20 protein-coding genes are annotated in these 25,444 nt (G+C 64.4%); 16 read left to right on the top strand and 4 right to left on the bottom strand.

Annotated features, from left to right (window positions below):
- Positions 1-195 precede the first annotated feature (195 nt).
- From V8683_RS14870 to V8683_RS14905, 8 genes are all read left to right on the top strand, one after another.
- On the top strand, positions 196-1,263 hold the full coding sequence (locus tag V8683_RS14870) for a sugar transferase (protein WP_411186809.1): 1,068 nt from the start codon (positions 196-198) through the stop codon (positions 1,261-1,263).
- Between the two features lie 216 nt (positions 1,264-1,479).
- A complete protein-coding gene (locus V8683_RS14875) occupies positions 1,480-2,781 on the top strand; it encodes a polysaccharide biosynthesis/export family protein (protein WP_411186807.1) in 1,302 nt (433 codons plus the stop codon).
- 66 nt (positions 2,782-2,847) lie between these two features.
- On the top strand, positions 2,848-5,076 hold the full coding sequence (locus tag V8683_RS14880) for a GNVR domain-containing protein (RefSeq protein WP_411186805.1): 2,229 nt from the start codon (positions 2,848-2,850) through the stop codon (positions 5,074-5,076).
- Between the two features lie 4 nt (positions 5,077-5,080).
- Positions 5,081-6,160 (top strand): glycosyltransferase family 2 protein, encoded by a 1,080-nt coding sequence (locus V8683_RS14885; protein WP_411186803.1) that lies wholly within the window; start codon positions 5,081-5,083, stop codon positions 6,158-6,160.
- A gap of 34 nt (positions 6,161-6,194) precedes the next feature.
- On the top strand, positions 6,195-7,328 hold the full coding sequence (locus V8683_RS14890; protein ID WP_411186801.1) for a glycosyltransferase family 4 protein: 1,134 nt from the start codon (positions 6,195-6,197) through the stop codon (positions 7,326-7,328).
- Positions 7,316-8,542 carry a glycosyltransferase family 4 protein gene (locus tag V8683_RS14895; RefSeq protein ID WP_411186799.1) on the top strand — a complete coding sequence of 409 codons (1,227 nt, stop codon included), beginning with the start codon at positions 7,316-7,318 and terminating at the stop codon, positions 8,540-8,542. Before V8683_RS14890 ends, V8683_RS14895 begins: the two co-directional genes overlap by 13 nt.
- A 47-nt stretch (positions 8,543-8,589) precedes the next feature.
- Positions 8,590-9,522, top strand: coding sequence for a glycosyltransferase family 2 protein (locus tag V8683_RS14900; RefSeq protein ID WP_411186797.1), 933 nt, complete (start codon positions 8,590-8,592; stop codon positions 9,520-9,522).
- A 72-nt stretch (positions 9,523-9,594) separates the two neighbouring features.
- Positions 9,595-11,079, top strand: coding sequence for a hypothetical protein (locus V8683_RS14905; RefSeq protein WP_411186795.1), 1,485 nt, complete (start codon positions 9,595-9,597; stop codon positions 11,077-11,079).
- 17 nt (positions 11,080-11,096) lie between these two features.
- On the opposite strand, the gene V8683_RS14910 is transcribed toward V8683_RS14905, so the two are convergent.
- From V8683_RS14910 to V8683_RS14920, 3 genes are all read right to left on the bottom strand, one after another.
- Positions 11,097-13,184 carry a haloacid dehalogenase gene (locus V8683_RS14910; RefSeq protein ID WP_411186793.1) on the bottom strand — a complete coding sequence of 696 codons (2,088 nt, stop codon included), beginning with the start codon at positions 13,182-13,184 and terminating at the stop codon, positions 11,097-11,099.
- Positions 13,185-13,332: 148 nt separating this feature from the next.
- Entirely contained in the window at positions 13,333-14,325 is a 993-nt protein-coding gene (locus tag V8683_RS14915; RefSeq protein ID WP_411186791.1) for a glycosyltransferase family 2 protein, read from the bottom strand.
- A gap of 310 nt (positions 14,326-14,635) precedes the next feature.
- Complete coding sequence (locus V8683_RS14920) at positions 14,636-15,748, bottom strand: acyltransferase family protein (protein ID WP_411186789.1); 1,113 nt, start codon at positions 15,746-15,748, stop codon at positions 14,636-14,638.
- A gap of 361 nt (positions 15,749-16,109) precedes the next feature.
- On the opposite strand from V8683_RS14920, the gene V8683_RS14925 reads away from it, so the two are divergent.
- Positions 16,110-18,152 carry an acyltransferase family protein gene (locus tag V8683_RS14925; RefSeq protein ID WP_411186787.1) on the top strand — a complete coding sequence of 681 codons (2,043 nt, stop codon included), beginning with the start codon at positions 16,110-16,112 and terminating at the stop codon, positions 18,150-18,152.
- Positions 18,153-18,532: 380 nt separating this feature from the next.
- Complete coding sequence (locus V8683_RS14930) at positions 18,533-19,669, top strand: branched-chain amino acid ABC transporter substrate-binding protein (RefSeq protein WP_411190431.1); 1,137 nt, start codon at positions 18,533-18,535, stop codon at positions 19,667-19,669.
- Between the two features lie 578 nt (positions 19,670-20,247).
- Here the strand turns inward: V8683_RS14930 and V8683_RS14935 are convergent.
- A complete protein-coding gene (locus tag V8683_RS14935) occupies positions 20,248-20,562 on the bottom strand; it encodes a hypothetical protein (protein ID WP_411186785.1) in 315 nt (104 codons plus the stop codon).
- A gap of 242 nt (positions 20,563-20,804) precedes the next feature.
- Between V8683_RS14935 and V8683_RS14940 the strand changes: the two genes are divergently transcribed.
- From V8683_RS14940 to V8683_RS14965, 6 genes are all read left to right on the top strand, one after another.
- Positions 20,805-21,647: a heme utilization protein gene (locus tag V8683_RS14940; protein WP_411186783.1), complete on the top strand. Its 843-nt coding sequence runs from the start codon at positions 20,805-20,807 to the stop codon at positions 21,645-21,647.
- Positions 21,648-21,704: 57 nt separating this feature from the next.
- Complete coding sequence (locus tag V8683_RS14945) at positions 21,705-22,526, top strand: MipA/OmpV family protein (RefSeq protein ID WP_411186781.1); 822 nt, start codon at positions 21,705-21,707, stop codon at positions 22,524-22,526.
- Between the two features lie 231 nt (positions 22,527-22,757).
- Positions 22,758-23,093, top strand: a complete 336-nt coding sequence (locus tag V8683_RS14950; protein WP_411186779.1) for a glycine zipper domain-containing protein — start codon at positions 22,758-22,760, stop codon at positions 23,091-23,093.
- Positions 23,094-23,195: 102 nt separating this feature from the next.
- Positions 23,196-24,110 (top strand): sterol desaturase family protein, encoded by a 915-nt coding sequence (locus V8683_RS14955; protein ID WP_411186777.1) that lies wholly within the window; start codon positions 23,196-23,198, stop codon positions 24,108-24,110.
- 256 nt (positions 24,111-24,366) lie between these two features.
- On the top strand, positions 24,367-24,618 hold the full coding sequence (locus V8683_RS14960; protein WP_411186775.1) for an EF-hand domain-containing protein: 252 nt from the start codon (positions 24,367-24,369) through the stop codon (positions 24,616-24,618).
- 58 nt (positions 24,619-24,676) lie between these two features.
- Positions 24,677-25,444, top strand: a complete 768-nt coding sequence (locus tag V8683_RS14965) for a response regulator (RefSeq protein WP_411186773.1) — start codon at positions 24,677-24,679, stop codon at positions 25,442-25,444.

Genomic DNA, 25,444 nt, shown 5'->3' on the forward strand with positions numbered 1-25,444 from the left:
CCGGGGGCTGGGGGCGCCGGGGGGCCGCAAAAAAAAGGGGCGGGGGGGGCGCCCACCGTCCGCGCGCGTTACCGCCGGGGGGGGCCCAACCCCTTTGGGCCCCGCGGCCTAATGGCCGCTGCGACGGAGACGACAGCAACGTGTGGGGCGGGGGCGGGAACGTTGACCATACACGCTATGTTTCGGGGTGGGGATATGTCTGCGCTAATTCACCGCGCGATCGATATTGCGCTTATCGTTCTGGGCGCGTTCGGCGCGCTGCACTTCAATCTGCATCTGCCCGACATGGGCCCGCCGCATCATCCCGATCCCACGCTGGTGGCGTTCGTGGCGGCCCTGGCCTTGTCGGTGTTTCCCGCGTGCGGGACCTACGCATCGCGGGGCACCCGTTCGGTCGTCAGCGTAGCGAGCCGCACGGCCTTTGCCTGGCTCGCCGTGCAGCTTTGCGCCCTGGCTTTGCTCTACGGTTTGCATCGCGACAATCTGATTTCCATGCCGTGGTTCATCTACTGGACCTTGACCACGGGCATCTCGTTGCTCGCTTCGCACACCGTGTTCGTCACCGGCTTCGGCGTGGCGCGTCAGGCGGGTGCGTGGCTGCGCCGCGGCAAGGTAGTGCGGGAAGCGCCCGAAATCCCGTCGTGGTCGACCGCGTTCAGGCACGCGATGAAACGCGTGTTCGACGTCGTGGTGGGCATCGTGCTGATCGCGCTGCTGCTGCCGGTGCTCGTCGGACTGGTGCTCATCGTGAAGAGCGATGGCGGTCCTGCGTTGTACGGCCACACCCGGGTGGGACGCAACGGCAGAAAATTTCGTTGTCTGAAGTTTCGCTCGATGGTGGTGAATGCGGATGAGGTGCTCAAGCAACTGCTCGACACCGACCCCGAAGCGCGGGTCGAATGGGAGCGCGAGTTCAAGCTCAGGCACGACGTGCGTATCACGCGCATCGGCCATTTCTTGCGACGTACCAGTCTCGACGAACTGCCGCAACTCTGGAACGTCGTGCGCGGCGAGATGAGCCTCGTGGGTCCGCGGCCCATCATCGATCAGGAGCTCGAGCGCTACGGAGCGAGCAGCAAGTATTACCTGATGGCGACGCCCGGCATTACAGGGCTCTGGCAGGTCAGCGGACGCTGCGAGACCGATTACGCGACGCGTGTCTCGCTTGACGTGAGCTACGTGCAGAACTGGTCTCTGCATCGGGATATCGGGATTCTTTTCAAGACCTTCTTCGTGGTGATCAAGGGGACGGGCGCGTACTGAAGCCGGCGCTACGGGTCGGCTTCGGGATAGAAGGCAACGACAGGACGGGAAGGCCGACGCGGTGCGCTCGGGAGGAGGGCGAACCGGAGGCGGCACCCGACGCCCGGCGCCGCCGGGCAGGGAGTGGGACCGTAGCACGGACTGAGGTGGACAGGCTGGAATTCGCGGCGCACATGACGTCACGGGGCGGCCACATGCAAGATTGGGGGTGGGACGATGTCGATCAGCAATGTTTGCAGGGCCTGGATGAAATATGCGCACGCTGCGCGTATGCGCGGGTGGCGGAAAATGGCTCGCCTGTGCCGGGACGATGTGCCGTCCGGCTGTGCGCGTGCGTACGAGCGCACACGGTCCGCGGGACTGAGGGGACTGGCATCGGCGGTCGCGGTCGCGGCGCTGGCCGGCTGCGCATTTTCGCCGGGCATGACGTATAGCGGTACGCCGGCGAATTCGGGCGGCGCCGCCACGCCGGACGGTACGGGCCCGGCTGCGACCGCGCTCGCGACGCAGGGCGCGGACGGTGCGCCCGCAGGCTCGCTGGTCGAGATCACACGCGATCTGGTCGACAAGGAGCGGGCGGAACAGCCCAAAGGGGTACCCGAAGGCGTGACGAAGCTGTTCGCGACAGCCAGACCCTACGAAGTCGGACCGGGCGACATTCTGAGCATCGTGGTGTGGGATCACCCCGAGCTCAACATGCCGGGCACGGCGGGCTCGGGCGGCGGGAGCGATACCTCCGGCGCCAGCTCGGTTTCGGAGGGTTACACCGTCGACACGAACGGCTTCATTCAGTATGCCTATATTGGTCCGCTGAAAGTTGCCGGCCTCACGGAAATGGGCGTGCGCGACGCGCTCGCGGAGAAGCTCGCGCGCTACGTGCGCCAACCGCAGGTGACGGTGCGCATTCAGACCTACCGCAGCAAGCGCGTCTATCTGGACGGCGAAGTCAAGACGCCCGGCGTGCAGGCGCTCAACGACGTGCCGATGACGCTGCCCGAGGCGATCAACCGCGCGGGCGGCTTCACGAGCCTCTCGGACCGCTCTCGCGTGGCGGTGACGCGCGGCGACGAAACCGTGGTCGTGGACATGCCGGACATGATCCGCAAGGGGGTGAACCCCGACCGCATCATTCTGCGCGACGGCGATCTCGTGCGCGTGTACGCGCAGGCGGACAGCAAGGTGTTCGTGGTCGGCGAAGTGCAACGACCCGGCGGAGTGGAGTTCAACAACGGCCGAATGTCGTTGAACCAGGCGCTCGGCGACGCGGGCGGCATCAGCCAGGTGTCGGGCGATGCGTCTCAGGTGTATGTCGTGCGCGGCCGCGACACTGCGAAGCCGGTGGTCTACCACCTCAATGCTTCGTCGGCGGCTGCGATGGCCACGGCCGATGCGTTCGATCTCAAGCCTAACGATGTCGTATTCGTCGACGCCTCCCCGCTCGTCAAGTGGGCCCGCGTTATCGGTCTGATTTTGCCGGCCACCGAGGCTGCCGCGGCGAGTCGCGCCGTGGGCCCTTGACCCGATTGCCAGTATGGCTTGCGCGTGCGTCCTGCGAGACCGCGGGCACACGGATGGAGAGAACGGATGAACCAGCGTGATTACCTGCTCGAACCCGGCCTGCCGGCGCCGCCCGAGGGCGGCCATTTAGGCGGCGTGCTCGACACCCTGTACCAGAGCCGCAAGATGATCGCGATCGTCACGGCGATCTTCACGGTGGTGGGCGGCGCGTATGCGCTGCTCGCACAGCCGGTTTATCAGGCCGATATCCTCGTTCAGGTGGAGGAGAACGAGAGCTCCACGAAGAGCGCGCTCGCCGATCTCTCGTCGATGTTCGCGGTGAAGACCGCGGCTTCCGCGGAGATCGAGGTGCTGCGTTCGCGCATGATCGTTTCGCGCGCCGTGGACGTGACTCATCTCTATCTGGACGCTGCGCCGCGCTACTTCCCGGTCGTCGGCAAGTGGATCGCGCGGCATCTGTCGGTCTCGGACTGGTCGGGCTGGGGCGGCTACGCGTGGGGCAACGAGGCCATCGACGTCGGGCATTTCGACGTGCCCGACCGCCTGCACGGCGCGCCCTTCATTATTACCGCGCAGAACGGCGGCGCTTATACGCTGCGTCACGACGGCGTGGAGCTGAAGGGGCGGCTCGGCGTACCCCTGCACGCCGAGGTGCCGGGCGGCGCGATCGATCTGCTCGTGAATTCGATCGATGCGCATCCCGGCGTGACCTTCCAGATCGTGCGCAATTCGGAGCTGGCCGCGATCCAGATGCTGCAGGCTGGCCTGATGATCTCGGAGAAGGGTAAGGAGTCCGACGTGATAGGCGTCGCGCTGGAAGGCGCGAATCCCGCCAAGACGGCCGAGATTCTCAACGCCATCGGCAACGAGTACGTGCGGCAGAACGTGCAGCACACCCAGGAGGAAGCCGAAAAGCAGATTGCGTTCCTCGATCAGCAGTTGCCCGAACTCAAGGCTCAGCTCGAAAAAGCGGAAAGCGAGTTCAATGCGTTTCGTTCGGAGCACGGCGCCGTGGACCTGAGTGCGGAAGCCGCCGCGCTGTTGCAGAGTTCGGCCCAGGCGCAAACGCGCATTGCCGACCTGCGCCAGCAGCGCGCGCAGTTGCTGGCCCGCTTTACTCCGGACAACCCTGCGCTGGTCGCGGTCGACGGGCAACTGGACGAAGCGCAGAAGTCGCTCGCTCTGCTGGCCAGTCAGACGCGCGCGCTGCCGCCGCTCGAGCAGGGCGTGCTGCGGCTGCAGCGCGAGGTGCAGGTGGATACCAACATCTATACGAACCTGTTGAACAACAAGGAGCAACTGCGCCTGCTCAAGGCCGGCAAAGTCTCCAACGTACGCCTGATCGACAGTGCGGAGACTCCCGAGAGCCCGATCCGACCCAAGCGCGCCTTTGTCGTGCTGGCCGCGCTGCTCACCGGCCTGTTCGCAAGCGTGGCGTTCGCGCTGCTCAAGCGCAAGTTCAATAGCGGCATTACGGTTGTCGACGACATCGAAGTGGGCACGGGCCTGACGGTCTATGCCGCCGTGCCGCGCAGCCGCGTGCAGCACGAACTGACGCGGCGCCTGCCGGCGAACTCGCCGGGCACGACCACGGTCCTCGCGCGCACCGCGGCGTTCGACGCGGCCATCGAGAGTCTGCGCAGCTTTCGCAGCGCGCTCGAGTTTTCCCTGGAGGAGGCCGCCAACCATATCGTGCTGCTCGCGGGGCCAACGCCTGTCGTGGGCAAGTCGTTCGTCTCGGTGAACCTCGCGGCGCTGCTCGGCGCGTCGGGCAAGCGCGTGCTGCTGGTGGACGCCGATCTGCGGCGCGGCTCGCTCAACCGCCATGTGGGCGTGCCGGCCAGCCCCGGCATCATCGACGTCGTGGAGTGGGATGGCGCATATGAAGACGCGCTGCATCGGCAGGTCATGCCCAGCGTCGATTTTGTCGCCAACGGCGGCTACGTGACGAATGCGAGCGAACTGCTCAAGAGCGGCAGCTTTCAGCGCTTCGCGCAGTGGGCCGACGGCGTGTATGACGTCGTGCTGATCGATGCGCCGCCCATTCTGCCGGTGGCCGACTCGGGCATCGTGGCCAATCTCGCGGGGACGGTGTTCCTGATTGCGCGCCACGGCGTGACGAGCGTCTCGGAGCTGCGCGAGTCCGTGCGCCGGTTCGAGCAGATCGGGGTCCCGGTCCGCGGCGTGATCTTCAACGACATGACCACGCGGCCGGGCAAGTACGGGAGCGAATACGCGGCCTACGGCTACTCGAGCTACGGCGACCCGCAAGACGGCGCCGCCACCCGGAGCTGAATTCATGAAGGACATCACCGTCGTTATCGGCAACTACAACTACGCGCGCTTTTTGCGCGAGGCGATCGAGTCGGCGCTTGCGAACGTTGACGCGCTCGCGGGTGTCGGCGTGCAAGCCCGCGTATGCGTGCTGGTAATCGACGATGGATCCACCGACGGCTCGCGCGCGATTATCGAAAGCTTCGGTGCGCGCGTGGCCCCGGTGTTCAAGGAGAACCAGGGACAATCGTCGGTTTACAACCTCGGGCTCTCGCTCGTGCAGACGGAATACGTGCTGTTTCTCGATTCCGACGATATCCTGTACCCAAACGCCATCGCTGAAGTGCTGCGCGCATTCGAAACGGGCGACTACGTCAAGGTGCAGTTCCGGCTCGACGTGGTCCGCGAAGATGGTGTGCGGACCGGCGTGCGCGTGCCGAATTCGACGCCCCCGCGCGACTGCGGCGCGCTCCTGCGCCGCGGCTGGCTCTATCCCTCGCCGCCGGCCTCCGGCAACGCTTATCGCGTGAGCGCGCTGCGCGCGGTTTTTCCCATTCCTGTATCGAAGCAGCATAGCAAGACCGCGGACTTCTTCGCGATCTACGGAATCGCGCTCATCGGTTCGATTTGCGCGCTCGATGGCGCACTGGGCGGCTATCGCGTGCACCGCAAGGCCGGCGAGAGGCGCAGCGCGACGGTCGGTCAGGCGGGTATTCTGGTCGGCAACTACGAGGACGTGAGCGAGGTGGAACGTTCGTTCCCATGGCGTTGGGAGACGTTGCGCCAGATGATCCGTGCCCGTCTCGGGGAAGATCTGCCGGTACATTTCATCGACTTTTCCTACGAGAAGAACCGGTTGTGCGTGCGGCTCTACGAAGCGCCGACCGCCGAGCGCTGGCGCCGGCTGATGTTCGAATCGGATCGCTATTTCGCCTCGCTCGTACGTAATCCGTATTGGAGTGCCGGCAAGAAGCTCGGCGCACTCGGTCTTACGCTGCTGTGCCTGCTTCCTTCCCGTCAGCTCAATCAGTTCGCACTGCGATACATAGCGAATCCCGCTTGTCGTTCCGCCTCTCGCGGCGACTCTGCCGCGGCCCGCGTCTGAGGGGCGACGGGAAAACCACATCCGGACCACGCCGATGAACACTCCGCAAACCCGTTCGCTGGTCATCAACGGCCGCTTTCTCGGCCGCCGCGCGACCGGTGTCGACCGCTTCGCCTTCGAGACGGTGCGCGCCATCGACGCACTGATCGAGACGCGCGACCCCGTTGTGGCAGGTTTGCGCGCGGAGATCGTCGTGCCCGCCGCGCTGGGCGGCATGTCGAACCCGTTCGCGCACGTGCGGCTGCGCGCGAGCGGGCAGGGCGGCGGCTTGCGCTGGGAGCAGCTCGCATTGCCGAGGGCCGTGCGAGGCGGACTGCTACTGAACCTGTGCAATTCGGGGCCGCTGCTCTACCGGAGTCAGGTGACCGTGCTGCACGATGCTGCGCCTGCGCGCGTGCCGGACAGTTATAGCCGCTCTTTCGTCGCGTGGTATCGCCTCATGGCGCCCAGCATCGGACGCATCGCGCGCCGCGTCATCACCGTTTCCGAATTTTCGCGGCGCGAGTTGTGCGAGGCGTATCGCATTCCGTTCGCCAAGATCGGCGTGGTTCAGGAAAGTGGCGAGCATATGCTGCGCATGCGCGAGGCCACGCAGACGCCGGATGCGGCAGGGATCTCCGGCTTTCCTGTCGGCGCCGGCGAGCACGCCAGGCCGTTCGTGCTGGCGGTCGGCAGTCTGAACCGCCACAAGAATTTCCGGCTCGTCGCCGAGGCCGCGCGGCAAATCCGCGATGCGCGGTTCGACATCGTGGTCGTGGGCGGCGGCGACCCACGCGTTTATGGCGCGTCCGGCGACGCACTGCCCGATTTCGTCAAGCATCTCGGTTATGTCAGCGACGAGGAACTCGTCTCGCTGTACCGGCGCGCGGCGTGCTTCGTCTACCCGTCGCGTTACGAGGGATTCGGCCTGCCGCCTGTCGAGGCCCTCGCGCTCGGCTGCCCGGTGATCGCCTCACGCCTGCCATCGGTAGTCGAAGCGTGCGGCGACGCGGTGCTCTACACCTCGCCCGACGATCCCGCGCAACTCGCCGCGCTGCTCGAACGCGTGACCGCCGACGCCGCGTTGCGCGAAACGCTGCGTGAGCGCGGCCGCGAGCGTACTGCCGCGCTCACGTGGCGCGCGACCGCCGTCAAACTGATCGAGGAGATCTCGCCGTGGCTCATGTAGTGCATACCAATCCGGCAGCGAGCGGTGCGAACGACCCGCGCCGCTTCGGCAAGGTGGCGATCGTCCACGACTGGCTCGTCTCGTATGCGGGGTCGGAGAAGGTCCTGGAGCAGATCATCCAGATGTTCCCGAGCGCCGACCTTTACAGCATCGTCGACTTCTTTCCCGAGCAGCATCGCAGTGCGCTGGGCGGCAAGCATGCGAGCACCTCGTTCATCCAGCACATGCCGCGTGCAAAGTCCTCGTATCGCTCCTATCTGCCGCTCATGCCGCTCGCGGTCGAACAGTTCGACCTTTCGTCCTACGACCTCGTGATCTCGTCGAGCCACGCCGTGGCCAAGGGCGTGCTCACGGGCCCCAACCAGGTGCATGTGAGCTACGTGCATTCGCCGATCCGCTACGCGTGGGACCTGCAGCATCAGTATCTCGCCGAAGCGGGCATCGAGCACGGCTTCAAGAGCTGGCTCGCGCGCGGCCTGTTGCACTACATGCGAATCTGGGATCTGCGGACCGCGCACGGCGTGGATGCATTTGCCGCCAACTCGGCGTTCATTGCACGGCGCATTCGAAAGGTGTACGGCTGCGAGGCGACGGTGATCCATCCGCCCGTCGACGTCGAGCGTTTCGGGATCGGCCAGCACCATGAGGATTTCTATCTGATCGCCTCGCGCATGGTGCCGTACAAGCGCATTCCGCTCATCGTAGAGGCGTTCGCGGCCATGCCGGAGAAGCGCCTCGTGGTGATCGGAGACGGACCGGACTTTGCGCGCGCACGGGCACAGGCCACGTCCAACGTCACACTGCTCGGTTACCAGCCGGACAGCGTGCTGGTCGATTACATGCAGCGCGCGCGCGCGTTCGTGTTCGCCGCCGAAGAGGACTTCGGAATTTCCGTTGTCGAGGCGCAGGCGTGCGGTACGCCCGTGATCGCCTTTGGCCGCGGCGGTGCGCGAGAAACGGTGATCGACTCGCAGGATCCCGAGTACGCCACCGGACTCTTCTTCGAGGAGCAGAGCGTGGCCTCCATCGTCGATGCGCTTGCACGCTTCGAGGCGCATGCACCCTTCAATCCCGAAGCGTGTCGGCGCAATGCACAACGCTTTGCCGCCGAGCGTTTCCAGCGCGAATTCATGAGCATGATCGAGCGCGCGGTGCAAACGTGCCGGGGCACGGCCGAGCCGCCCGTCGTCACCAGGCGCTGGCGCTCGGCGTGAGACGTCGGCGAGGACCCATCAGTCATACGAGAGATTCGGGGAACGGCATGAAGAGATATGTCATCGTGGCGACCAAGGGCCGGCCGGCCGAGACGGCGACGCTGCTCGACTTCCTGCACGGGCAGGACGCGCGGCCTCACGGCGTCTATATCGTCGGGGCCGGCGAAGGCGATTTGCCGCGGGTTTTGGAGCATCCGCTCTGCGCATCGGCCGATGTGAAGCTGCTGATTGCGAAGGCCCCCGGCCTCACGACGCAGCGCAACGCGGGCATCGAGGCGCTGCTTGCGGACATGGGCGATGCGCGGGGCAGTGCGGCGGACGCAGACCGCTGGTTCGTCAGTTTCTTCGACGACGATTTCCGTCCGCATCGCGCGTGGTTGCGCGAGTGCGAGGCGCTCTTCGAGGCGGACCCCCACGTGGCCGGTGTGACGGGGCAAGTGCTTGCCGACGGTGTGAAGGTCGGCGGTCTGAAGGAAGCCGATGCGCTCGCTTTCCTCTCGGGCGAGCGAGCGCCCGAAGACCACTGGGCGTCGGGTTTCGAACGCCGCGAAATTGGCTGCGCGTATGGCTGCAACATGGCATTTGCCGGCCGCGTGATACGCCAGTGCCGCTTTGACGAAGCGCTGCCGCTCTACGGCTGGCAGGAGGACTACGACTTCACGGCGCGTGCGCGCACGCACGGCACGATGGTGTACGAGCCGTCGTGTCTCGGCGTGCATCTGGGCGTGAGCAGCGGCCGGACCTCGGGCGTGCGGCTGGGCTACTCCCAGATCGCCAATCCGATCTACCTCACCCGCAAGCGCACCATGCGGGCGCGGCGCGCCTGCAGTTTCATCTCGCGCCATCTGTGCTCGAATCTCTATCACAGCTTGCGTGGCCATCCGGTGTTCGATTATCGCGGGCGGCTCAAGGGGAACGTGCTCGCATTCCTCGACATCGTGAAAGGCGTCATTCATCCGCAGCGCATCCTCGAACTCTGAGCATGAGAAGGGAGCGCGACATGAAGCGTTGCATACGCACTGGCGTACCGACATTCAGGGCGGGAGGCTGAGGTGGGACTTTCCGCATACGGGGTCATCGTGTTTCTCGCTGGCCTCCTGGCGCTGAACGCGTCGTATCGATGGGCGGTTTACGGACTGGTGGTGCTCAGCCTGCTCGCGTGCGCGGTTGCGCTCGTGCTGCCTGGCGGCGTTGGCATCATGCCGGCCAATCTGTTCATGGTGTTCTTCGCGATCCGCGCTTTCAACCTCGGCGGCGGCAAGATGCTGTGCGAGTCGATTTCCATCGGCAAGCCGGGGTTCTGGTTGCTGTGCACGTGCGCGTGGGGCGTGTTCGGTGCGATCGTGCTGCCGCGCGCGCTGGCCGGCTCGACGCTCGTGTTCACCATCGACCGCAATGCCGATCCCAACTCGGCAGGGCTGCTGCAGGCGCTCGGGCCGGTCTCGGGGAATCTCTCACAGGCGGTCTACTGTGTGGGGGATCTCGTGGTGTTCTGCTCCATGTACGTATTTCTACGCTGCCGCGGAGCCTATGATGTGCTCGCGAAGGCGGTGCTCGCGCTCACGGCGCTCGACGTGCTCGCGGCCGCGGTGGACATCGCCTCGCATCTGGCGGGCGTCGATGCGCTCGCATTCGTGAAGACAGCCGACTTTGCCTATTTCAACGGCTCGGAACTCGGCGGCCTGCTGCGTATCAGCGGGACGTTCAGCGAGGCCTCGGCATTCGCGTATTTCACGCTCCAGCTCTTCGCCGTCTGCGTCAATCTCTGGCTCGTGGGTTATCGGCCGAAGACGTCGGGCGCACTTGCCGCAGCCAGCGGCGCGCTGCTGCTGCTTTCGACCTCGGGCAGCGCCTATGTGGGTCTCGCAGGTTATCTGATGGTGCTGCTCGTGAGCCGGCCCGGACGCATCTCGCGCACGGCCAACGCGCGCAAGGCGCGCATGTGGGCGCTCATGGCGTGCCTCGGCGTGCTGTTGGCGTTATACATCGTGCTGTTCATGCCGGGGGTGGCGAGAGCGCTAGGCGATTTTATCGACGCGACGGTGCTCAGCAAGGCAGACAGCGATTCGGGCGTCGAGCGTTCGAGTTTCAACGCCCAGGCGTTCACGAATTTCCTCGACACCTACGGCATTGGGGTGGGGCTTGGCAGTGTGCGGGTGTCGAGCTTCGTGATGGTGGTACTTGCCTGTCTTGGCGTGGTCGGTACGCTTTGCTACACGATCTTTCTCGCGAAGAGCACGCTGACGCCGATTCCCCGCGACTATCCGCTCACCGAGCGCGCCGTGTGTTACGCCTCCCGGCATGGCATGTACGCGGCGCTCATCGTGGCGTCGGTGTCGGCCTCGATCTTCGATCTGGGCGTGTGCTTCTACGTGCTCGCGGCGGCGGCGGGCGGGTTGAGCGCGCGGGCATGGCGCCGCGCGCCGGAGCCGGAGCGCGCCCGCGTGGCGGCGGCGAGGTCGAACGCGGGGAAGGTTCATGCCGATGCGCCTTTCGAAGTGCAGGCGCGGCTGGGCCGGTATCCGGACTCCGTCTGATCATTCGAGCGGCTGCGTTAGCGACGCGCGCGCAGCTTTCTTCCAAGGCCAAGGCCGCCCAGCATCATGCTCGCTCCGAGCGATGGCATCGCACGAACCACACTCGCCTCGGGCCAGTAGGAAATGAGGGGGGCGTCGCCCCGATCCCGCAGCTTTGACCACCATGCACGTGCGTCGAGCGATAGCGGGGGCGCGACTTCTTCAAAGACGCGATGTAGCTGATCGCTGGCGTGCGGGAAGGAACCCAGTGCATTCGCCTCACCGCGAGACGGCGAACCCACCACCATTCGGGTCACGGTTGCGGCACCTTGCGAGAGACCGTCGAGGCAGTCCAGGAGGTTCAGGCCAGCCTCGGTCAGCACGGCCAGCACGTCGTCGACATAGGCATTGACCACGTCGTGCTGAATCTTCAGGCCCCATGCCGTTGCCTCCGGATTATCCGCCGTGAGGAGCTTCGGCACGACGGTGCCGTCGTTCGTTCGCTCGTAGCCGGTTGTCGTGCCGTGATCGGCGGCGCAAAGCGCTTCGAACATCGAGCCGCGGACGTAAGGCCTGATCGGCGCGGCCACCGACGCACCCAGGAAGTCGTCCAGGCTGCCGCAGTTCGCGGGGCGATGGTAAAGCCCGAAATAGAAGCCGGACAACCGATCGTTGAATCCGGCGTCGCCACTGCGCGCCACCTGCGCGAGCGAGCGCTGCAGATTGCCGCGCCATCCGATATCGACCAGGCCGACGTTGCCGGCACAGCAGAATCCTTTCTGCCGCAGATAGTCGAGGAGCAATTCCCGCGCCGACGCGGCGGTCGCGTCGATCAACTGCGTAAGCTCTGCGTCGCACCGTATGCCGGCGAGTATCGCGTCCAGTTCGAGCGCGTTCATCGGCGCTCGTGGCGAGTGGATATCGTGGCGCTGCAGAAAGCGGACAACGGCCGGGTGCGCGACGTCGATGCCGAATTTCCTGAGGACGTCGGCCAGCGATTGACCCGGCCGGAAGCCGAAGCTGGTCAAATCGTCGGCAGCCACACTGGAGAGCGCGGGCAAATGCAGCGATTGCCTGGATACGTACAGGTAGTCGAGCGTGACCGGAAGGTGGTAAGCCCTGGCGATCTTCCTCGCCATGGAAAGGAGAATCTGGCCGTCACGCGCCAGGAAAAACAGCCTCTCGATCTGCTTGCGTTCCGCCTGTTTCAGAATCCAGACAACGAACGTCAGGAGCAGCGGCGCCGTAAAGCCAGCCGATACCTCCGCGAGAGATTGCTCGTGCGGCGCGCGGCAGCCCACGCGCAGACGCGCCGTGCGCGCGCTTCCCGAGAGCGCGGAGCGGAGCAGGGGTGGTTCGATCCGGTCATTGCCGAGTGCTCGTTCAAGGCGAGTGGGCGACGCCTTGAAAAACGGTGCGGCGCGTCCGCGGGACAACCAGACCTGGAACAGATCCGAGAAGACATTGTCGCCGACATGTAAATGCCTTTTGCTTGCCCCTTTTGCTACCGCGAAGAGCGAGCTCGTCCGCTTCGTTTGGCCGCTCTCGCACGATATGTACAGATCGGCCGGTTTGACGTGCACGCCGCAGCGTTGCAGCATCGCATCGAGGTCGGGCCGGGAGAGATAGATATCGGAGATGATCGCCGTCCGTCCCTGGGTGGCGCAGGCATTGAAGGCCTCGACCATCGCTGCGATGGGCCGTGACAGGAGCTTTTCGAGGCCGACCTCGATTTCCTGCGCCGTCTCCAGGAGCGCCGCGGATAAGTCTGCCGATGCCGCGATCTCCCCGTAAATCTGGAGCAGCGTCACTTCGTGCTCGACAGCCGACTTGCGCGCCCGGCTCTCTGCGCTCTGCCGGATCTTCAGCCATTCCTCCGGCTCGACGGGCGAATCGAAGCTCGCTTTCAGCTTGTATCCGCACAGCAGGAACAAATCGGCAGGCCGCTGCAGAGGCCGCGTAATCAGTGTGTCGAACGCGTCGAAGGAAATCAGTTCGTTATGCTCTGCAACGCGGTACGTCATTAGATCGTGCAAACGAGGCATCGGGGCAAAGAGCTTTCGCACGTTGCCCGACACGAATCGATGACTGATCACCCGTTCGAAGACCAGGTTGAGCGCGTTCATGACTATCTTCCTGCTTCTCGGGTCCGGGAGCGCTTTGGCGGCGCGCCCGGTTGCATTTCGGGAGAGGTCATTGTTTTCGCCCGGCCCGGCCATGTCTGTGGGCGGCCCAACGCTCCCGGTGACGGACGGGAACGCGACCGGCAACTCGTCAAACGAATCGCTTGCGTATCAACATGCCCGCGATCTTGCGCGGGGCGAGCAGGGTGAGGATGCTCCAGCCGGACACGAGGATGCGGAAGGTCGGCTGCTCGAAGTTCGAGCGAAAGGGCAGGACGACGGCGTCGAAAAGCGCGCGTAACCGGCTGTCGCGGGCAAGCGGATGCTGCTCCGGCGTCAGGCGCAACGAAGCGATCCTGAGCTGCAGCAGGTGCGGCCCCCGAAACAGCGCGGCTTGCGGTGGCGGCGAGGTGCCGATCATCTCGCACGCTTTGCATGCCGCCGCATGTCGTTTGAGCGCGCGCGCGACTTCCCTGCGGAAGTTCGAGTCCTTTGCGCCCATGGCGCTGTCGTTGCCGCCATGCATCCGGTACAGCACGAGCGGGCTGGCAATGGTTTCGACGTCGCCGATGTACGGTGCCATGGCGATGCAGGTGGAGTCGGTAAACGAATCGTGGCTCTCGTCCAGCGGAAAGATCTGATCGAGAAAGCGACGGGACCAGGCGTTCCCCGAGCCTGGCGGAGACGGATATTCCGATGTCGCATAGGCCCAGCGGCGAATGGTCTGCGGCGATAACGCCGCGGGAATCTTCGGGATGACGTTTCGTATGGGACGCCTTAGGGCATCCACGCGTTGCATCTGCACCTGGACCTTGCTCAGTCCCGGTCGCCAGGCGGCGGCAATGGCTCGCAAGGCGTGCGGGCGCAATATGTCATCGGCGTCGAGAAAAATGATCACGTCGCCCGTGCTGTGCTGGAATCCCACGTTATTGGCGTCGCGCTGGCCGCCGTTTTCCTTGAATACGGCGATGATCTTGTCGCCGAACGACCGGATGATCGCGGCGGAGTGGTCCGTCGATCCGTCGTCCACGACGATCACTTCGACTTGCGGCCAGTCCTGCGTCAGCGCGCTTTCAATCGCCTCGCCGACGAAGCGCTCGTAGTTGTAGTTGGCGATGACGATCGAAAACGATAGGTTGGTCATCCTGACGGCGGGCGCCTGCCTTGCCGACTCCAGCGGCCGGGATGGCGCGGGTCGCGTGCCAGAGGGTCTCGTGCGCGCGGGCAACCCCATACCCTCGTGTTCGCGTATGCGCGATAGCGTCATGGCCACCCCCTTACGATTCACCCTGCCGTTCCCATTGTTTGACGGGGCCAGTCTCGCGGTCCACCGGCCCCCGACAAAACGTCGATACCCAAACAATACGAATGGCTTACATTTTTGTCTGTGGGCGCGCGCACATAGCGGGCCGCTGCGGAACCGGTCCCTTCGCGCCTCGGGCCGACGCGAACGCTCAGCGCGTCGCCGCTTCGGCCATGGGTGCGGGTTGTCTTGCCGCGCCGCGCGTTTTCGCGAGACGTCTGCGCGTCCACCGGATCGCGGGGCGCTCGATGCAATGCCATGAGGCGAATGCGCAGGCGAAGATGACCGGTCCGGCGATCAGCAACGAGATGAGGGGATCCAGATTCGGCCAGAGGTGCGCAACGCATTGCTGGATCGGGAATCCATAGACATAGATCCCGAACGAATAATCGCTGCGCGGTACGAAGCGGTGCAGCAACGGCGTCGTGCCGAACCACAGCACGCCATACGCAAACGCCAGGTAGAAAACCGGCTGCGCCAGCGGCGTGCCGCGCAGGGCAAGATAGGCGGCGAACAGGGTCGCAGCCGCCCAGCCGTTGATATTCACGCTTTTGCGAAAGGCATAGAGCAGCATGCCCGCCATGAATACGGGTTCCGGGAAGAAGGCATAGCCGCCGGGCTTTTTGTCGAGATGGCGCAGCGTGATGTAGACATGCGGGTCCAGATGCGGGTGCACGAGAAACGGCACCATGCCGATGAGGATGGCGAGCATCATGCCGCGGCGCGTCTTGAGCAAGCCCATCATGCCGGTGACGAGCACGACGAAGTAGTATCGCACCTCGATGGGCAGCGTCCAGAGGGGCGCGCAGATCGAGTAGAGGTCATGCTCGAAGACACCTGCAACCGCAATGTGCTTGCCGAGCACGATCGTGGAGAAGGTGTCGAGATTGCTCCACGTGGTGCCCGACGTGAAGTACTGGCGCAACGGCAGCGTAGTGAAGAACGGGCCAATGACGAACATGACGAAGAGGGCGCCCACGGCAACGGCGGGCCAGATTCGCGATATGCGCAACACAAGAAAACGCGGCGCCGAACGCTGCCGGTCGAAGCTGGCGGTCACGAGCATGCCGCTTAGCAGAAAGAACGCAAACACGCCCAGGCTGCCGGAATAGTCGAAGCCGAGGAATGCCGTGACGAGGTCGACGCGGCCGTCGGGTTGCTGAAGCACGAATGAGTGGCCGTAGACGACCGCCACGGCGGCGAGCAGGCGGACCAGATCGAAGTTGTTGCGCTCGCGTTCGAGCGCGGTCGACAGAAGGGGCATAAGGCTGGCTCCGGGAGGCGTGCGGGCTGCGGAGCGCGCGGGCGAAGAGCGGCGCGCCGCCGCCGCTGGCGACAGGCTGGATCTCATTGTCCGCGCGATCGGCGCCATCGGACTGTGCGCTCAACCACGGTGGCGCGTCGGAGCGCCTGCTTTAATGGTCTTGTCCGAGGCATGACGCACGCCGCCCGTAGCCGGATGCGCGCGATGCGTGCGTTTGCGTGAGGTGGGCAACAGTCCGCATTCACCGCGCCGATACCATGTGGCAGGCAACCAGCACAGTGCGCCCTGCGGCGCGTCGTATTCGCGCGCACCGGCCGTTGGTGAGACCCGCAGCCACACGGACATTCGGGATGAGACCACAGTGAGCGCTACATCACGCAAGCCCGCACAGGGCTATCGGCCGGACATCGATGGATTGCGCGCGGTCGCGGTCGTTTCGGTCGTCATCTTTCATGCCTGCCCTCGCGCGCTGACGGGCGGCTTCGTCGGCGTGGATATTTTCTTCGCCATCTCCGGCTACCTGATTTCCCAGCACATCATCGAGACGCTCGATCAGGGGCGCTTCAGCCTCGTCGACTTCTACGTGCGGCGCATCAAGCGTATCTATCCGGCACTCGTCGTCGTGCTGGTCGCCAGCCTCTCGGCGGGCCTCGCGCTGATGGCGTCCGGCGAGCTCGCGCGTCTCGCGCGCGACGCGCTGGCCAGTGTCGCGTTCGTGGCGAACATCTATTTTTATATGACCGAGGACTACTTCTCGCAGGGCGCTTCGTCCAGCGTGCTCCTGCATCTGTGGTCGCTTGGCGTCGAGGAGCAGTACTACATCGTCTGGCCGGTCGCGCTGTATGGGCTCTGGAGATTCACGAGCCGGCGCGTGGCGACGCTCGTCATCGCCGCGGCCATTCTGCTCTCGCTTGCCAGCAGCATCTGGCTGAGCGGGACCCACGCGACCGCGGCGTTCTATCTGCCGGTCACGCGTTTCTGGGAGCTGCTGTTCGGCTCCACGCTGGCGTGGACGGAATTTCTACGCACGCGCGGGCCTGCTTCGGGCGAATACCGGGCGACGCAAGCGAGCGGCACGAGGCAGGCGCTGCACGACTTCGTCTCGTTCGCGGGGCTCGCGCTCGTCGTCGCGAGCCTCGTGCTGTTCGATCCGAAAACGCTGTTTCCAGGCTGGCGTGCAGCGTTGCCGGCGGGGGGCGCCACGCTTATCATCGCCGCCGGGCCGGCGGCCTGGCTCAATCGCCGCGTGCTTTCGCTCAAACCGTTTGCTTATATCGGGCTGATCAGCTATCCGCTCTATCTCTGGCACTGGCCGATACTGGCCTTCCTCCGCCTCCTGAGCGGCGGTGCGCCGACAACCCCGATGCTGGTCGCCGCCATCGGGGCTGCCGTCGTACTGTCTTGCATGACGTTCAGCTTCGTCGAAGCGCCCGCGCGATTCAGCCGTCAGGCGCGGCGCTATCCGGCGCGCGTCGCCACCGGGCTCTTCGTGGCGATGATGGGTGTCGGATTATCCAGCTATGCCATTTCGCGCGACAACGGCTTCCCCGACCGCTTTCCCGACGCGAACTTCGGCGGGCATCAGGAGGGCTGGGCATTCACGCGTGAATGCAAGAAAACTTTCCCCAGATCCGACTTCTGCATGATGCCCGAGTCCAACGGCCGTCCTGTCGTGGCGCTGCTCGGCGACAGCCACGCCAATCACTACTACGAAGGGCTTCAGTCGGCGCTCTCGGCCTCCGGCACGGGGATCCTCGCGGTCGGCAGCGGCAATTGTCCGCCGTTCTACGGTATCGACATTCACCTGGGGGGCTATGTCAAACATTGCGCGGCGCTGTTCGACGATGTGCTCGATTACGTGACGAAGTCGCCCGATATCCATTCGGTGATTCTGTCGAGCTACGCGATCTCGTCGATCAAGGGAGGCTTCGACTACGACGAGGGCAGCTATATCCGGCTCGTGCCTGCCGGCCAACATGCCGGCGGGCAGGACGGCGAGTCCAATCTGGACGTTTACCTCGCGGGGCTCGCGCAGACCTTGCGCAAGCTCACCGCGGCCGGCAAGAACGTGGTGTTCGTGCTCGACACGCCCGAGCTCGATTTCGATCCGGACACCTGCGTGCGTCGCCCCGTGCAAATCTCGATACGCTCGTCGTGCTCGGTCTCGCGCGCGAAGGTCGAGCGCAGGCTGGCGGGCACCCAGGCGCGCATCCTCGCGGTGCTGGAGCAATTCCCCGGCGTGAAGGTGTTCAATCCCATGCCGCTCCTGTGCGACGCGCGGAGCTGCTATGCGCGGCAGGGAGGCGAGTTCCTGTACGCCGACCGGGACCATCTTTCTTCGGACGGCTCGCGTTATATCGGCAGGTGGCTCGTGCTGGATATCAACGGGCGGAGCGGGACCTGACGTCCCCGGTCGCCATTCCGGCGCCGATCCGTCCGCCGCGCGGGATCCGAGGGTTTCCCCGGGGCGCCGAAGGGCGCCCGCGCGGCACTATGCCGATTTCGTCATCCTGACGCATAAAAGCCCCCAAGCCGCCGGTGCCGCGCGTAGCCATACTTGTTTTCATCGCTGATCCAGTCGGCACAACCTTGCAACACACGAGGCGGCTCGTCGCGAGCCGCGACGCTATTCGCCGTTCGTGTGGCGTTTGCTGTTGCGGAGGAATGCCACACGCCGCGAGCGTGTTATGAACGATAAGGCGGCGTCCATGAACAACGTGAAAGTGTGAGGAAATAGACCCGATGAACCATTCCGAATATCGTCTGCCGTTGCGCGCGAGCGCCATGGCCACCGCCATTGCCGCGCTCGCCTGCACTGCCGCTGCACTGGGCAGCACCGCGGCCTTCGCTCAGACCGACGACGTCAAGATCGGTTTCGCCGCGCCGCTCACCGGCGGCCAGGCGCATTACGGCGCCGACTTCAAGAGCGGCGTGGAGCTGGCGATCGAGGACATGAACGCGACCCATCCGGTGATCGGCGGCAAGCCGGTGCACTTCGTGCTCGATGCGCAGGATGACCAGGCGGACCCCCGGACCGGCACGACGGTTGCGCAAAAGCTCGTGGACGATGGCGTGGTCGCGGTGATCGGACACTACAACTCGGGCACCAGCATCCCGGCTGCGCCGATTTATGCGAGAGCGGGCATTCCCGAAATTGCCATGGCCACGGCGCCCACCTATACGCGCCTCGGCCTGCCCACCACTTTCCGCCTGCTGACTTCCGACACGCAACTGGGCAGCGTCCTTGGCGAGTACGCCGCGAAAGATCTCAAGTTCAAGCGCTTCGCGATCGTCGACGACCGCACCGCCTACGGGCAGGGCGTGGCGGAGGAGTTCACGAAGGCCGTGAAGGCGGCAGGCGCCACCGTGGTCGATCAGGACTATACGAACGACAAGGCCGTGGACTTCCGCGCGATCCTTACGAAGATCAAGGCGTCGGATGTCGACGCGGTGTTCTACGGCGGCGCCGATACGCAGGCTGCGCCGATGCTCAAGCAGATGCGCTCGCTTGCCATCAAGGCGCCGCTGATCGGCCCGGACATGGTGCAGTCCGACAACCTGATCAAGATCGCGGGCGCGGCGTCCGAGGGCACGCTGGCCGCTTCGGAGGGCAGCCCGCTTGCCCAGATGCCGAGCGGCAAGGAATTTTCGGATCACTACATGAAGCGCTTTAACCAGCCGGTGGAACTGTACGCGCCTTATGCCTACGACGGCACGATGGCGGTGTTCAACGCGATGAAGAAAGCGAACTCGACCGATCCGCACGTCTATCTCGCCGCGCTGAAGGCCACGAACATGAAGGGCGTGACCACTAACGAGCTGGCCTACGATCAGTATGGAGACCTGAAGTATGGTGGCGTAACGGTGTACAAGGTCGTCGACGGCAAGTGGGTGCCGTCGCAGACCGTGGGCACGAAGTAAGCCATACGAAACACGCGTTGAAAATCCCGATCCCGGGCAAATCCCGCAATCGGGAATTTTTATAAACGTCTTGCCTGGGAGCGCGAGACACTCAATCCGGTTGCAGAGTCTCCAGGGGGGCACCTCTGGAGACCTTTGGGCTAGGAGACTTGCGGACATACTCAGTCGTACGCATCGTTCGATGCTTTCAAACTCAACTCGCTCCGATTATTCACCGCCTTTGCCATGCCGGCGCTCACCGTGAGCGGTTGTGTCCTGATTCCCGGCGCACCGTCGCTGTCTGGAGCATTGACGAGGCATAACGCAACGAACAGCACCCAACCGGCGGACACTCCGCCGGCCAGCGCTCCCGTGGCTGCAAGCAGCGTTACATCCTCTACCCAGGGGTGACGTCTGGTTCAGCGGGACCGTTCGTGACTGAAGACTTCCGGCCGGAAGCAAAGAGGGACTTACCTGTAACGCGCGGTCGGAGGAAAAAGGAAGCGGGGAGAGACGGGGCCTCTCCGCCGCCTCGAACGCCACTGCTGAGGAACGGGGCGGAATGCCGCTGTGGCTCACACGGCGGCACGGGGCGGGGACTAGTGAACGACGACGACACCGCGCGCCCAGTACCCGGTATGCACGGTGACGGCCGGGTAGTACGGAGCGGCATAAACAGGCCGGACGGCTACGGGCACCGGTGCGACGATGACCGGAGGAGGGGGAACCACCACCGGAGCCGCGGCGACGACGACCGGTGCAGCCGGGATGATTACGGGGGCGTAAGTCGGTACGACCGGCACGACGGGTGCGACTGGAACCGTGATGCCAATGGCCACGCCGGCCATTGCGGACTGCGCCAGCAGCGCGAATGCCAGCCCATTTGCAGAGGCGATCAGATAACGCAGTTTCATCGCAGATCCTTGGTGAGGCAGGGTTGAAAGACCGACGGGTGCCGGCCACGAATGCAAGCGTAATCGGCGTGCCAATGAAAATCTGTTCTGAAAATATGTCATCGCGTTTCGACCTTTCTTCGCCTTCTCCCGGTGCGCTCTAATGTTCGCCGACATCGTTTGACATGAATTGCTAACAGCTATTGCCCTCGCGTTTTTCTACATTGGCGGCGTTGATTCGTCTTTTCCGCAAGAGGGCATTCATGAGAAACGTTGTTCCGGCTACGGCGTCGGTACTGCTGGCGCTACTCTGCCAGGGTGCCGATGCGCATCTCGTGCGTTACGGCTCGTGCGGCGGCAACGCCTGTACGCATAGCGGCGGTGTCGTGGGGCCGTACGGAGGTCTCGCGACGAATCACGGCACGGTCACGCGTACGGCCCCGGGGCAATTCACGAATGCGGGCACTGCGACCGGTCCTGACGGCGGTCGCTACACGCACAGCGGATCGACCAGTTGTGCAGGCGGAACCTGCACGCACGACGGCAGCGTGACCGGTCCCAATGGCCACACGGTCAGCACGTCGGATAGCGTGACGAGAACCGGGCCGGGGCAGTTCTCGTCTTCGGGGACCCTCAGCGGACCGAACGGAACTTACTCGCATTCGGGTTCGACCCGTTGCGCGGGCGGTGTCTGTACGCGGACGGCGAGCGTCACGGGTCCGGCGGGCGAAACCGTCTCTCATACGACGACGGCCGTGCATGTGGCGCCGGGAGTCGTGGCGACATCGGGCAGCGTGACCGGTCCGCATGGCGGCACGGTCACCACCGGCGGCGTAGTCATAACGGGAGCCCCCCACGTTGCGGTCGTCGCTCCGGCGCCCGGCGTCGCCGTGGCAGCGCCTCCGCCGGCCGCGGTCGTTGCGGTCGTGCCTCCGGTGGTTGCTGCGCCGTCTGCCGTGATGGTGCCGGCTGCTGCGCCAGTGGCCGTTGCCGTCGCTCCAGCGCCCGTCGTGGTCGCGCCGGCGCCTATGGTGGTGGTTCCGCCACGCGTCTGGGTAGGGGCCCATTGGGTCGGTAACGTCTGGGTGCCTGGCCACTGGTCCTGACCAACGCTGCGTGCTTCGAGCGTCCTTCCCTCCCGCTACCCATCCGCTTGATCGCCCATGTCCGAATTTTTTCCCGATCTCACGTCGCCGAACGGCCGCGCAGGCCGTAGTCACCGAAGCGTAGTGTCTCTTACGCTCATCGTATGCACATGGGTGTACGGGACTTGTGCCTTTGCGCAGTCCTCGCCAGACGGCAGCATAGGTCTCGATATCACGGCGTTGCCGCGCTATCAGGGGGCAACCGCTTATCGTGTGTTGCCATTACCCGTCATTGCGCTCTCGAGCCAGACGGCTTCGGGGATGCGGTTCTTTGCCGAGGGGCTCGACGGCGGGGTGGCCTGGCCGATCGGTACACATCTGAGCGCCGGTCCGCTCATCGGTGTCGGTCTAGGTCGTGACCAGGACTACGCAACGATCCTCAACGGAACGGGCAATATCGACGATTCGCTCGTGTATGGCGCGTTCGTTCGCTGGGAAATGGGCCGGATGGCCGTGAACCTGAAGTTCCTTCAGTCGGCGCACGCCGGCTACGGCAATCACGCGACGCTGGGCGTGTCTTACGTTGCGCTCGAGATGCCGCAGGACAAGGTGACGGTTTCGGCCGATACGGTCTGGTCGAACGGCCCGGCCGAGCAGACCTACTTTGGCATCGACAGCGAGCAGTCGATCGATAGTGCCGCACATCTGCCGGTGTATTCACCGTCGGCGGGATTTTCGCGCGTCGATCTGAAGGTCGCGCTCGATCATCGCCTCGACGCGCGCTGGTCGCTGCGCGCTGCCGCCGGTGTCGGCACGTTGGTCGGCGACGCGGCCGCCAGTCCGATCGTCGAGCGGCGGGCAAGCGTCTTCGGTTCCCTCGGGCTCGCGTACCGGTTTTAGGACTACGCGGGCACTCACTCCTCGCAACGACTGTTTCTGCACATCATGAATATTTTCCGTCCGGGCTACCTTGTGCTCCTGGTTTGCACGCTGCTTGCCCTTTGCGCTTGCGCGGTGGTGCCGCCCAGCTACCCGACCGTATCTGCGCTCCCCGCTCCGGGGAAGACACTCAACGCATTCCAGCAAGACGATTTTAGTTGTCGCACGTACGCGTCTCAGCTTGTGAACCCGATGGCTTCGAGTCATTCAACGGCGCAATCGGGCGCGGCGGCGCCCGTGCTCGGTACCGCCGGCGGCGCGGCTGCGGGCGCCCTGATCGGCGCGGGAGCGGGTAACGCAGGTGCGGGTGCCGCAATAGGCGCGGGCGTCGGTCTCCTGCTGGGTTCGGCTGCGGGTGCGAACCAGCGCGGACAGACGGAAGCCGCATTGCAGCGGCAGTATGACAACGCCTACGCCCAGTGCATTACTGCGAAGGGCGACACGATCGTCATGCCGCCCGCGCCCGTCGTTGTGGCGCCACCCGTCGTATATACGCGTCCGGTGTACTACTACTACGCGCCTTATTGAAATGTTCGATGTCTACGGCACCATTTCGGACTACCTGGCGTTGGCATTCCAAGTGATGCCTGGCACCCGAACGGTCGTCCCGTGCTTACCGGTTTCCCAGGCATGGCTCACACACTCAGATCTGCTTTTGTCGTTTCGTCTGTATTGATCGGCCTGTCGTTGGTCGAGGCCGTCGTGCTTTCCTGGCGGGCGCGTCGCGGAGGTGCGCTGTTCGCATGGTACGAGATGGGGATTTCGCTCGTCGACATGGCGGGGCGCCGCGTCATTGACCGCCTGCCGCTCTCGTTCGCTGCGCCGGTTTTCGCCCTTGCCTGGCAGTACCGGATCTACACCGTTCCGCTGCACGGCATACCGACGTTGTTGCTGGTGTTCGTCGGGCAGGAGTTTTTTTACTACTGGTATCACCGCGCGGCACATCGTATCCGGTTCTTCTGGGCCTCGCATGCGGTCCATCATTCGCCGAACCAGTTGACGCTGTCCACGGCTTACCGTCTCGGCTGGACCGGCAAGCTGACGGGAAGCGGGCTTTTCTTCACCCCGCTCATCTGGCTGGGTGTGAATCCCCATGTCGTCCTGGCGTCGTTGTCCATCAATCTGCTCTACCAGTTCTGGATTCACAACACCTGGATTCCACGGCTTGGCTGGCTGGAGTACGTTTTCAATACGCCATCCGCACATCGTGTCCACCATGCGTCGAATGTCGAGTACCTCGATGCCAACTATGGCGGTGCGCTGATTATTTTCGATCGTCTGTTCGGCACGTATGTGGCCGAGCGCGACGAGCTTCCCTGTCGCTACGGTCTCGTCACGCCTACGCGATCGCAGAATCCGTTCGTCGTGGAATTCGGGCACTGGGCAAGTCTCGCTCGCGACCTGACTGCCGCGCGGAACCTGGCCACGGTGTTGGGACACTTGTTTCGTCCGCCAGGCTGGCGCGCGGACGGTGATGGCGAGACGACGGAGGAACTGCGAAGTCGGGCGGCGTTGCTGCGGCGCCAGCGCGCCGCCGGGGAATAGGGACGGCAAGTGCTGAATTCCCGACGGTACCCGGTGCCGTCAATTTTCCCGTTACACGATTGCCATGTCCGCGTCGGCCGGCCTCCGATGTTTACGCTTCATTTCCGGACGACGGGCGGCACCGGCCGGCACTGGGGCGTGACATAGGCTGACATTTATTTTTACACATTCGAAACCTGTATTGCAGCGGGTTTTCTTACACTCGTTTTCCAGACGAGTTTCAAGCAGCCAGCTTGTCTTTTTCATGGAGAGAAAAATGAAACGTACCTGTCTGATTCTGATCGCTGCCTTGGCAACTTCGACGGCTTATGCGCAAGGCGCAGCGTTGCAAAAGCTCCAGGCCCGATTCGATGCGGCCGACACGAACCACGACGGCAAGCTGACGCTGGCGGAAGCGCAGGCCGGCATGCCGAGAGTGGCGAAGAATTTCGACCAGATCGACGCGGACCACAAGGGTTACGTGACGCTGGACGACATCGAGCGCTACGCGGCGCAGCATCGCCAGTAAGCGTGCCCTGTGCGCAACAATGGTTTTGCCCGTCGATAGGGGAGGACCGCAGATCGCCATGTTGACTACCATTCCGGCTCCCGGCGACAGGCGGGCTGCCCGCATCATCGTACTGGACGACGAAGCGGAAATCCGCAACATGTTGCAGCGCTATCTGGCGGCGCACGGCTTTGACGTGCGTACGGCGAAGAACAGCCAGCAGATGGACATGTTTCTCGAGCGCGAGCCGTACGACCTGCTGATTCTCGACATCATGATGCCGGGCGAAGACGGCTTCTCCGTTTGCCGTCGCCTGCGGGCGCAAGGACAGATCATTCCCATTCTCATGCTCACGGCGCGCGGCGAGCCAGTCGATCGCGTGGTCGGACTCGAGCATGGCGCCGACGATTACCTGGCGAAGCCCTTCCTGCCGAGCGAGTTGCTCGCGCGCATTCGCGCCATATTGCGCCGTCAGGAACTGGCGCTGAAAAGGCGCGTTTCGCGGGATGGCATCCGGTTCGACGACGAAGCGGTCAGACTGAAATTCGGCGACTTCCACCTTGATCTGCTGCTTCATGAGCTGACGGCCCATGACGGACAGGAGGTCGAACTTGGTCAGGCGGAACTGCGTCTGCTCTGCGCGCTCGCGCAGACGCCCAACCGGCCAGTGAGCCGGCTGAATCTGATCGAACGCTCGCATGGCCGCGACTACGACGCGAATGCGCGCAGCGTCGACGTGCAGGTTCTGCGCCTGCGGCAGATCATCGAAGCGGATGCTTCGAAGCCTCGCTTTATTCGTACCGTTTGGGGTGTGGGATACATGCTGATGGCAGAGCTCGAAGGATGA

It is taken from the genome of Paraburkholderia sp. AV2 (assembly GCF_054968425.1).

Coding starts and splice junctions, on each gene's coding strand:
- V8683_RS14945 (WP_411186781.1), top strand. CDS start 21,705: ATGTCCGAATTTTTTCCCGATCTCACGTCGCCGAACGGCCGCGCAGGC.
- V8683_RS14930 (WP_411190431.1), top strand. CDS start 18,533: ATGGCCACCGCCATTGCCGCGCTCGCCTGCACTGCCGCTGCACTGGGC.
- V8683_RS14890 (WP_411186801.1), top strand. CDS start 6,195: ATGAACACTCCGCAAACCCGTTCGCTGGTCATCAACGGCCGCTTTCTC.
- V8683_RS14880 (WP_411186805.1), top strand. CDS start 2,848: ATGAACCAGCGTGATTACCTGCTCGAACCCGGCCTGCCGGCGCCGCCC.
- V8683_RS14870 (WP_411186809.1), top strand. CDS start 196: ATGTCTGCGCTAATTCACCGCGCGATCGATATTGCGCTTATCGTTCTG.
- V8683_RS14955 (WP_411186777.1), top strand. CDS start 23,196: ATGGCTCACACACTCAGATCTGCTTTTGTCGTTTCGTCTGTATTGATC.
- V8683_RS14885 (WP_411186803.1), top strand. CDS start 5,081: ATGAAGGACATCACCGTCGTTATCGGCAACTACAACTACGCGCGCTTT.
- V8683_RS14900 (WP_411186797.1), top strand. CDS start 8,590: ATGAAGAGATATGTCATCGTGGCGACCAAGGGCCGGCCGGCCGAGACG.
- V8683_RS14935 (WP_411186785.1), bottom strand. CDS start 20,562: ATGAAACTGCGTTATCTGATCGCCTCTGCAAATGGGCTGGCATTCGCG.
- V8683_RS14915 (WP_411186791.1), bottom strand. CDS start 14,325: ATGACCAACCTATCGTTTTCGATCGTCATCGCCAACTACAACTACGAG.
- V8683_RS14920 (WP_411186789.1), bottom strand. CDS start 15,748: ATGCCCCTTCTGTCGACCGCGCTCGAACGCGAGCGCAACAACTTCGAT.
- V8683_RS14910 (WP_411186793.1), bottom strand. CDS start 13,184: ATGAACGCGCTCAACCTGGTCTTCGAACGGGTGATCAGTCATCGATTC.
- V8683_RS14940 (WP_411186783.1), top strand. CDS start 20,805: ATGAGAAACGTTGTTCCGGCTACGGCGTCGGTACTGCTGGCGCTACTC.
- V8683_RS14960 (WP_411186775.1), top strand. CDS start 24,367: ATGAAACGTACCTGTCTGATTCTGATCGCTGCCTTGGCAACTTCGACG.
- V8683_RS14875 (WP_411186807.1), top strand. CDS start 1,480: ATGTCGATCAGCAATGTTTGCAGGGCCTGGATGAAATATGCGCACGCT.
- V8683_RS14950 (WP_411186779.1), top strand. CDS start 22,758: ATGGCTTCGAGTCATTCAACGGCGCAATCGGGCGCGGCGGCGCCCGTG.
- V8683_RS14965 (WP_411186773.1), top strand. CDS start 24,677: ATGTTGACTACCATTCCGGCTCCCGGCGACAGGCGGGCTGCCCGCATC.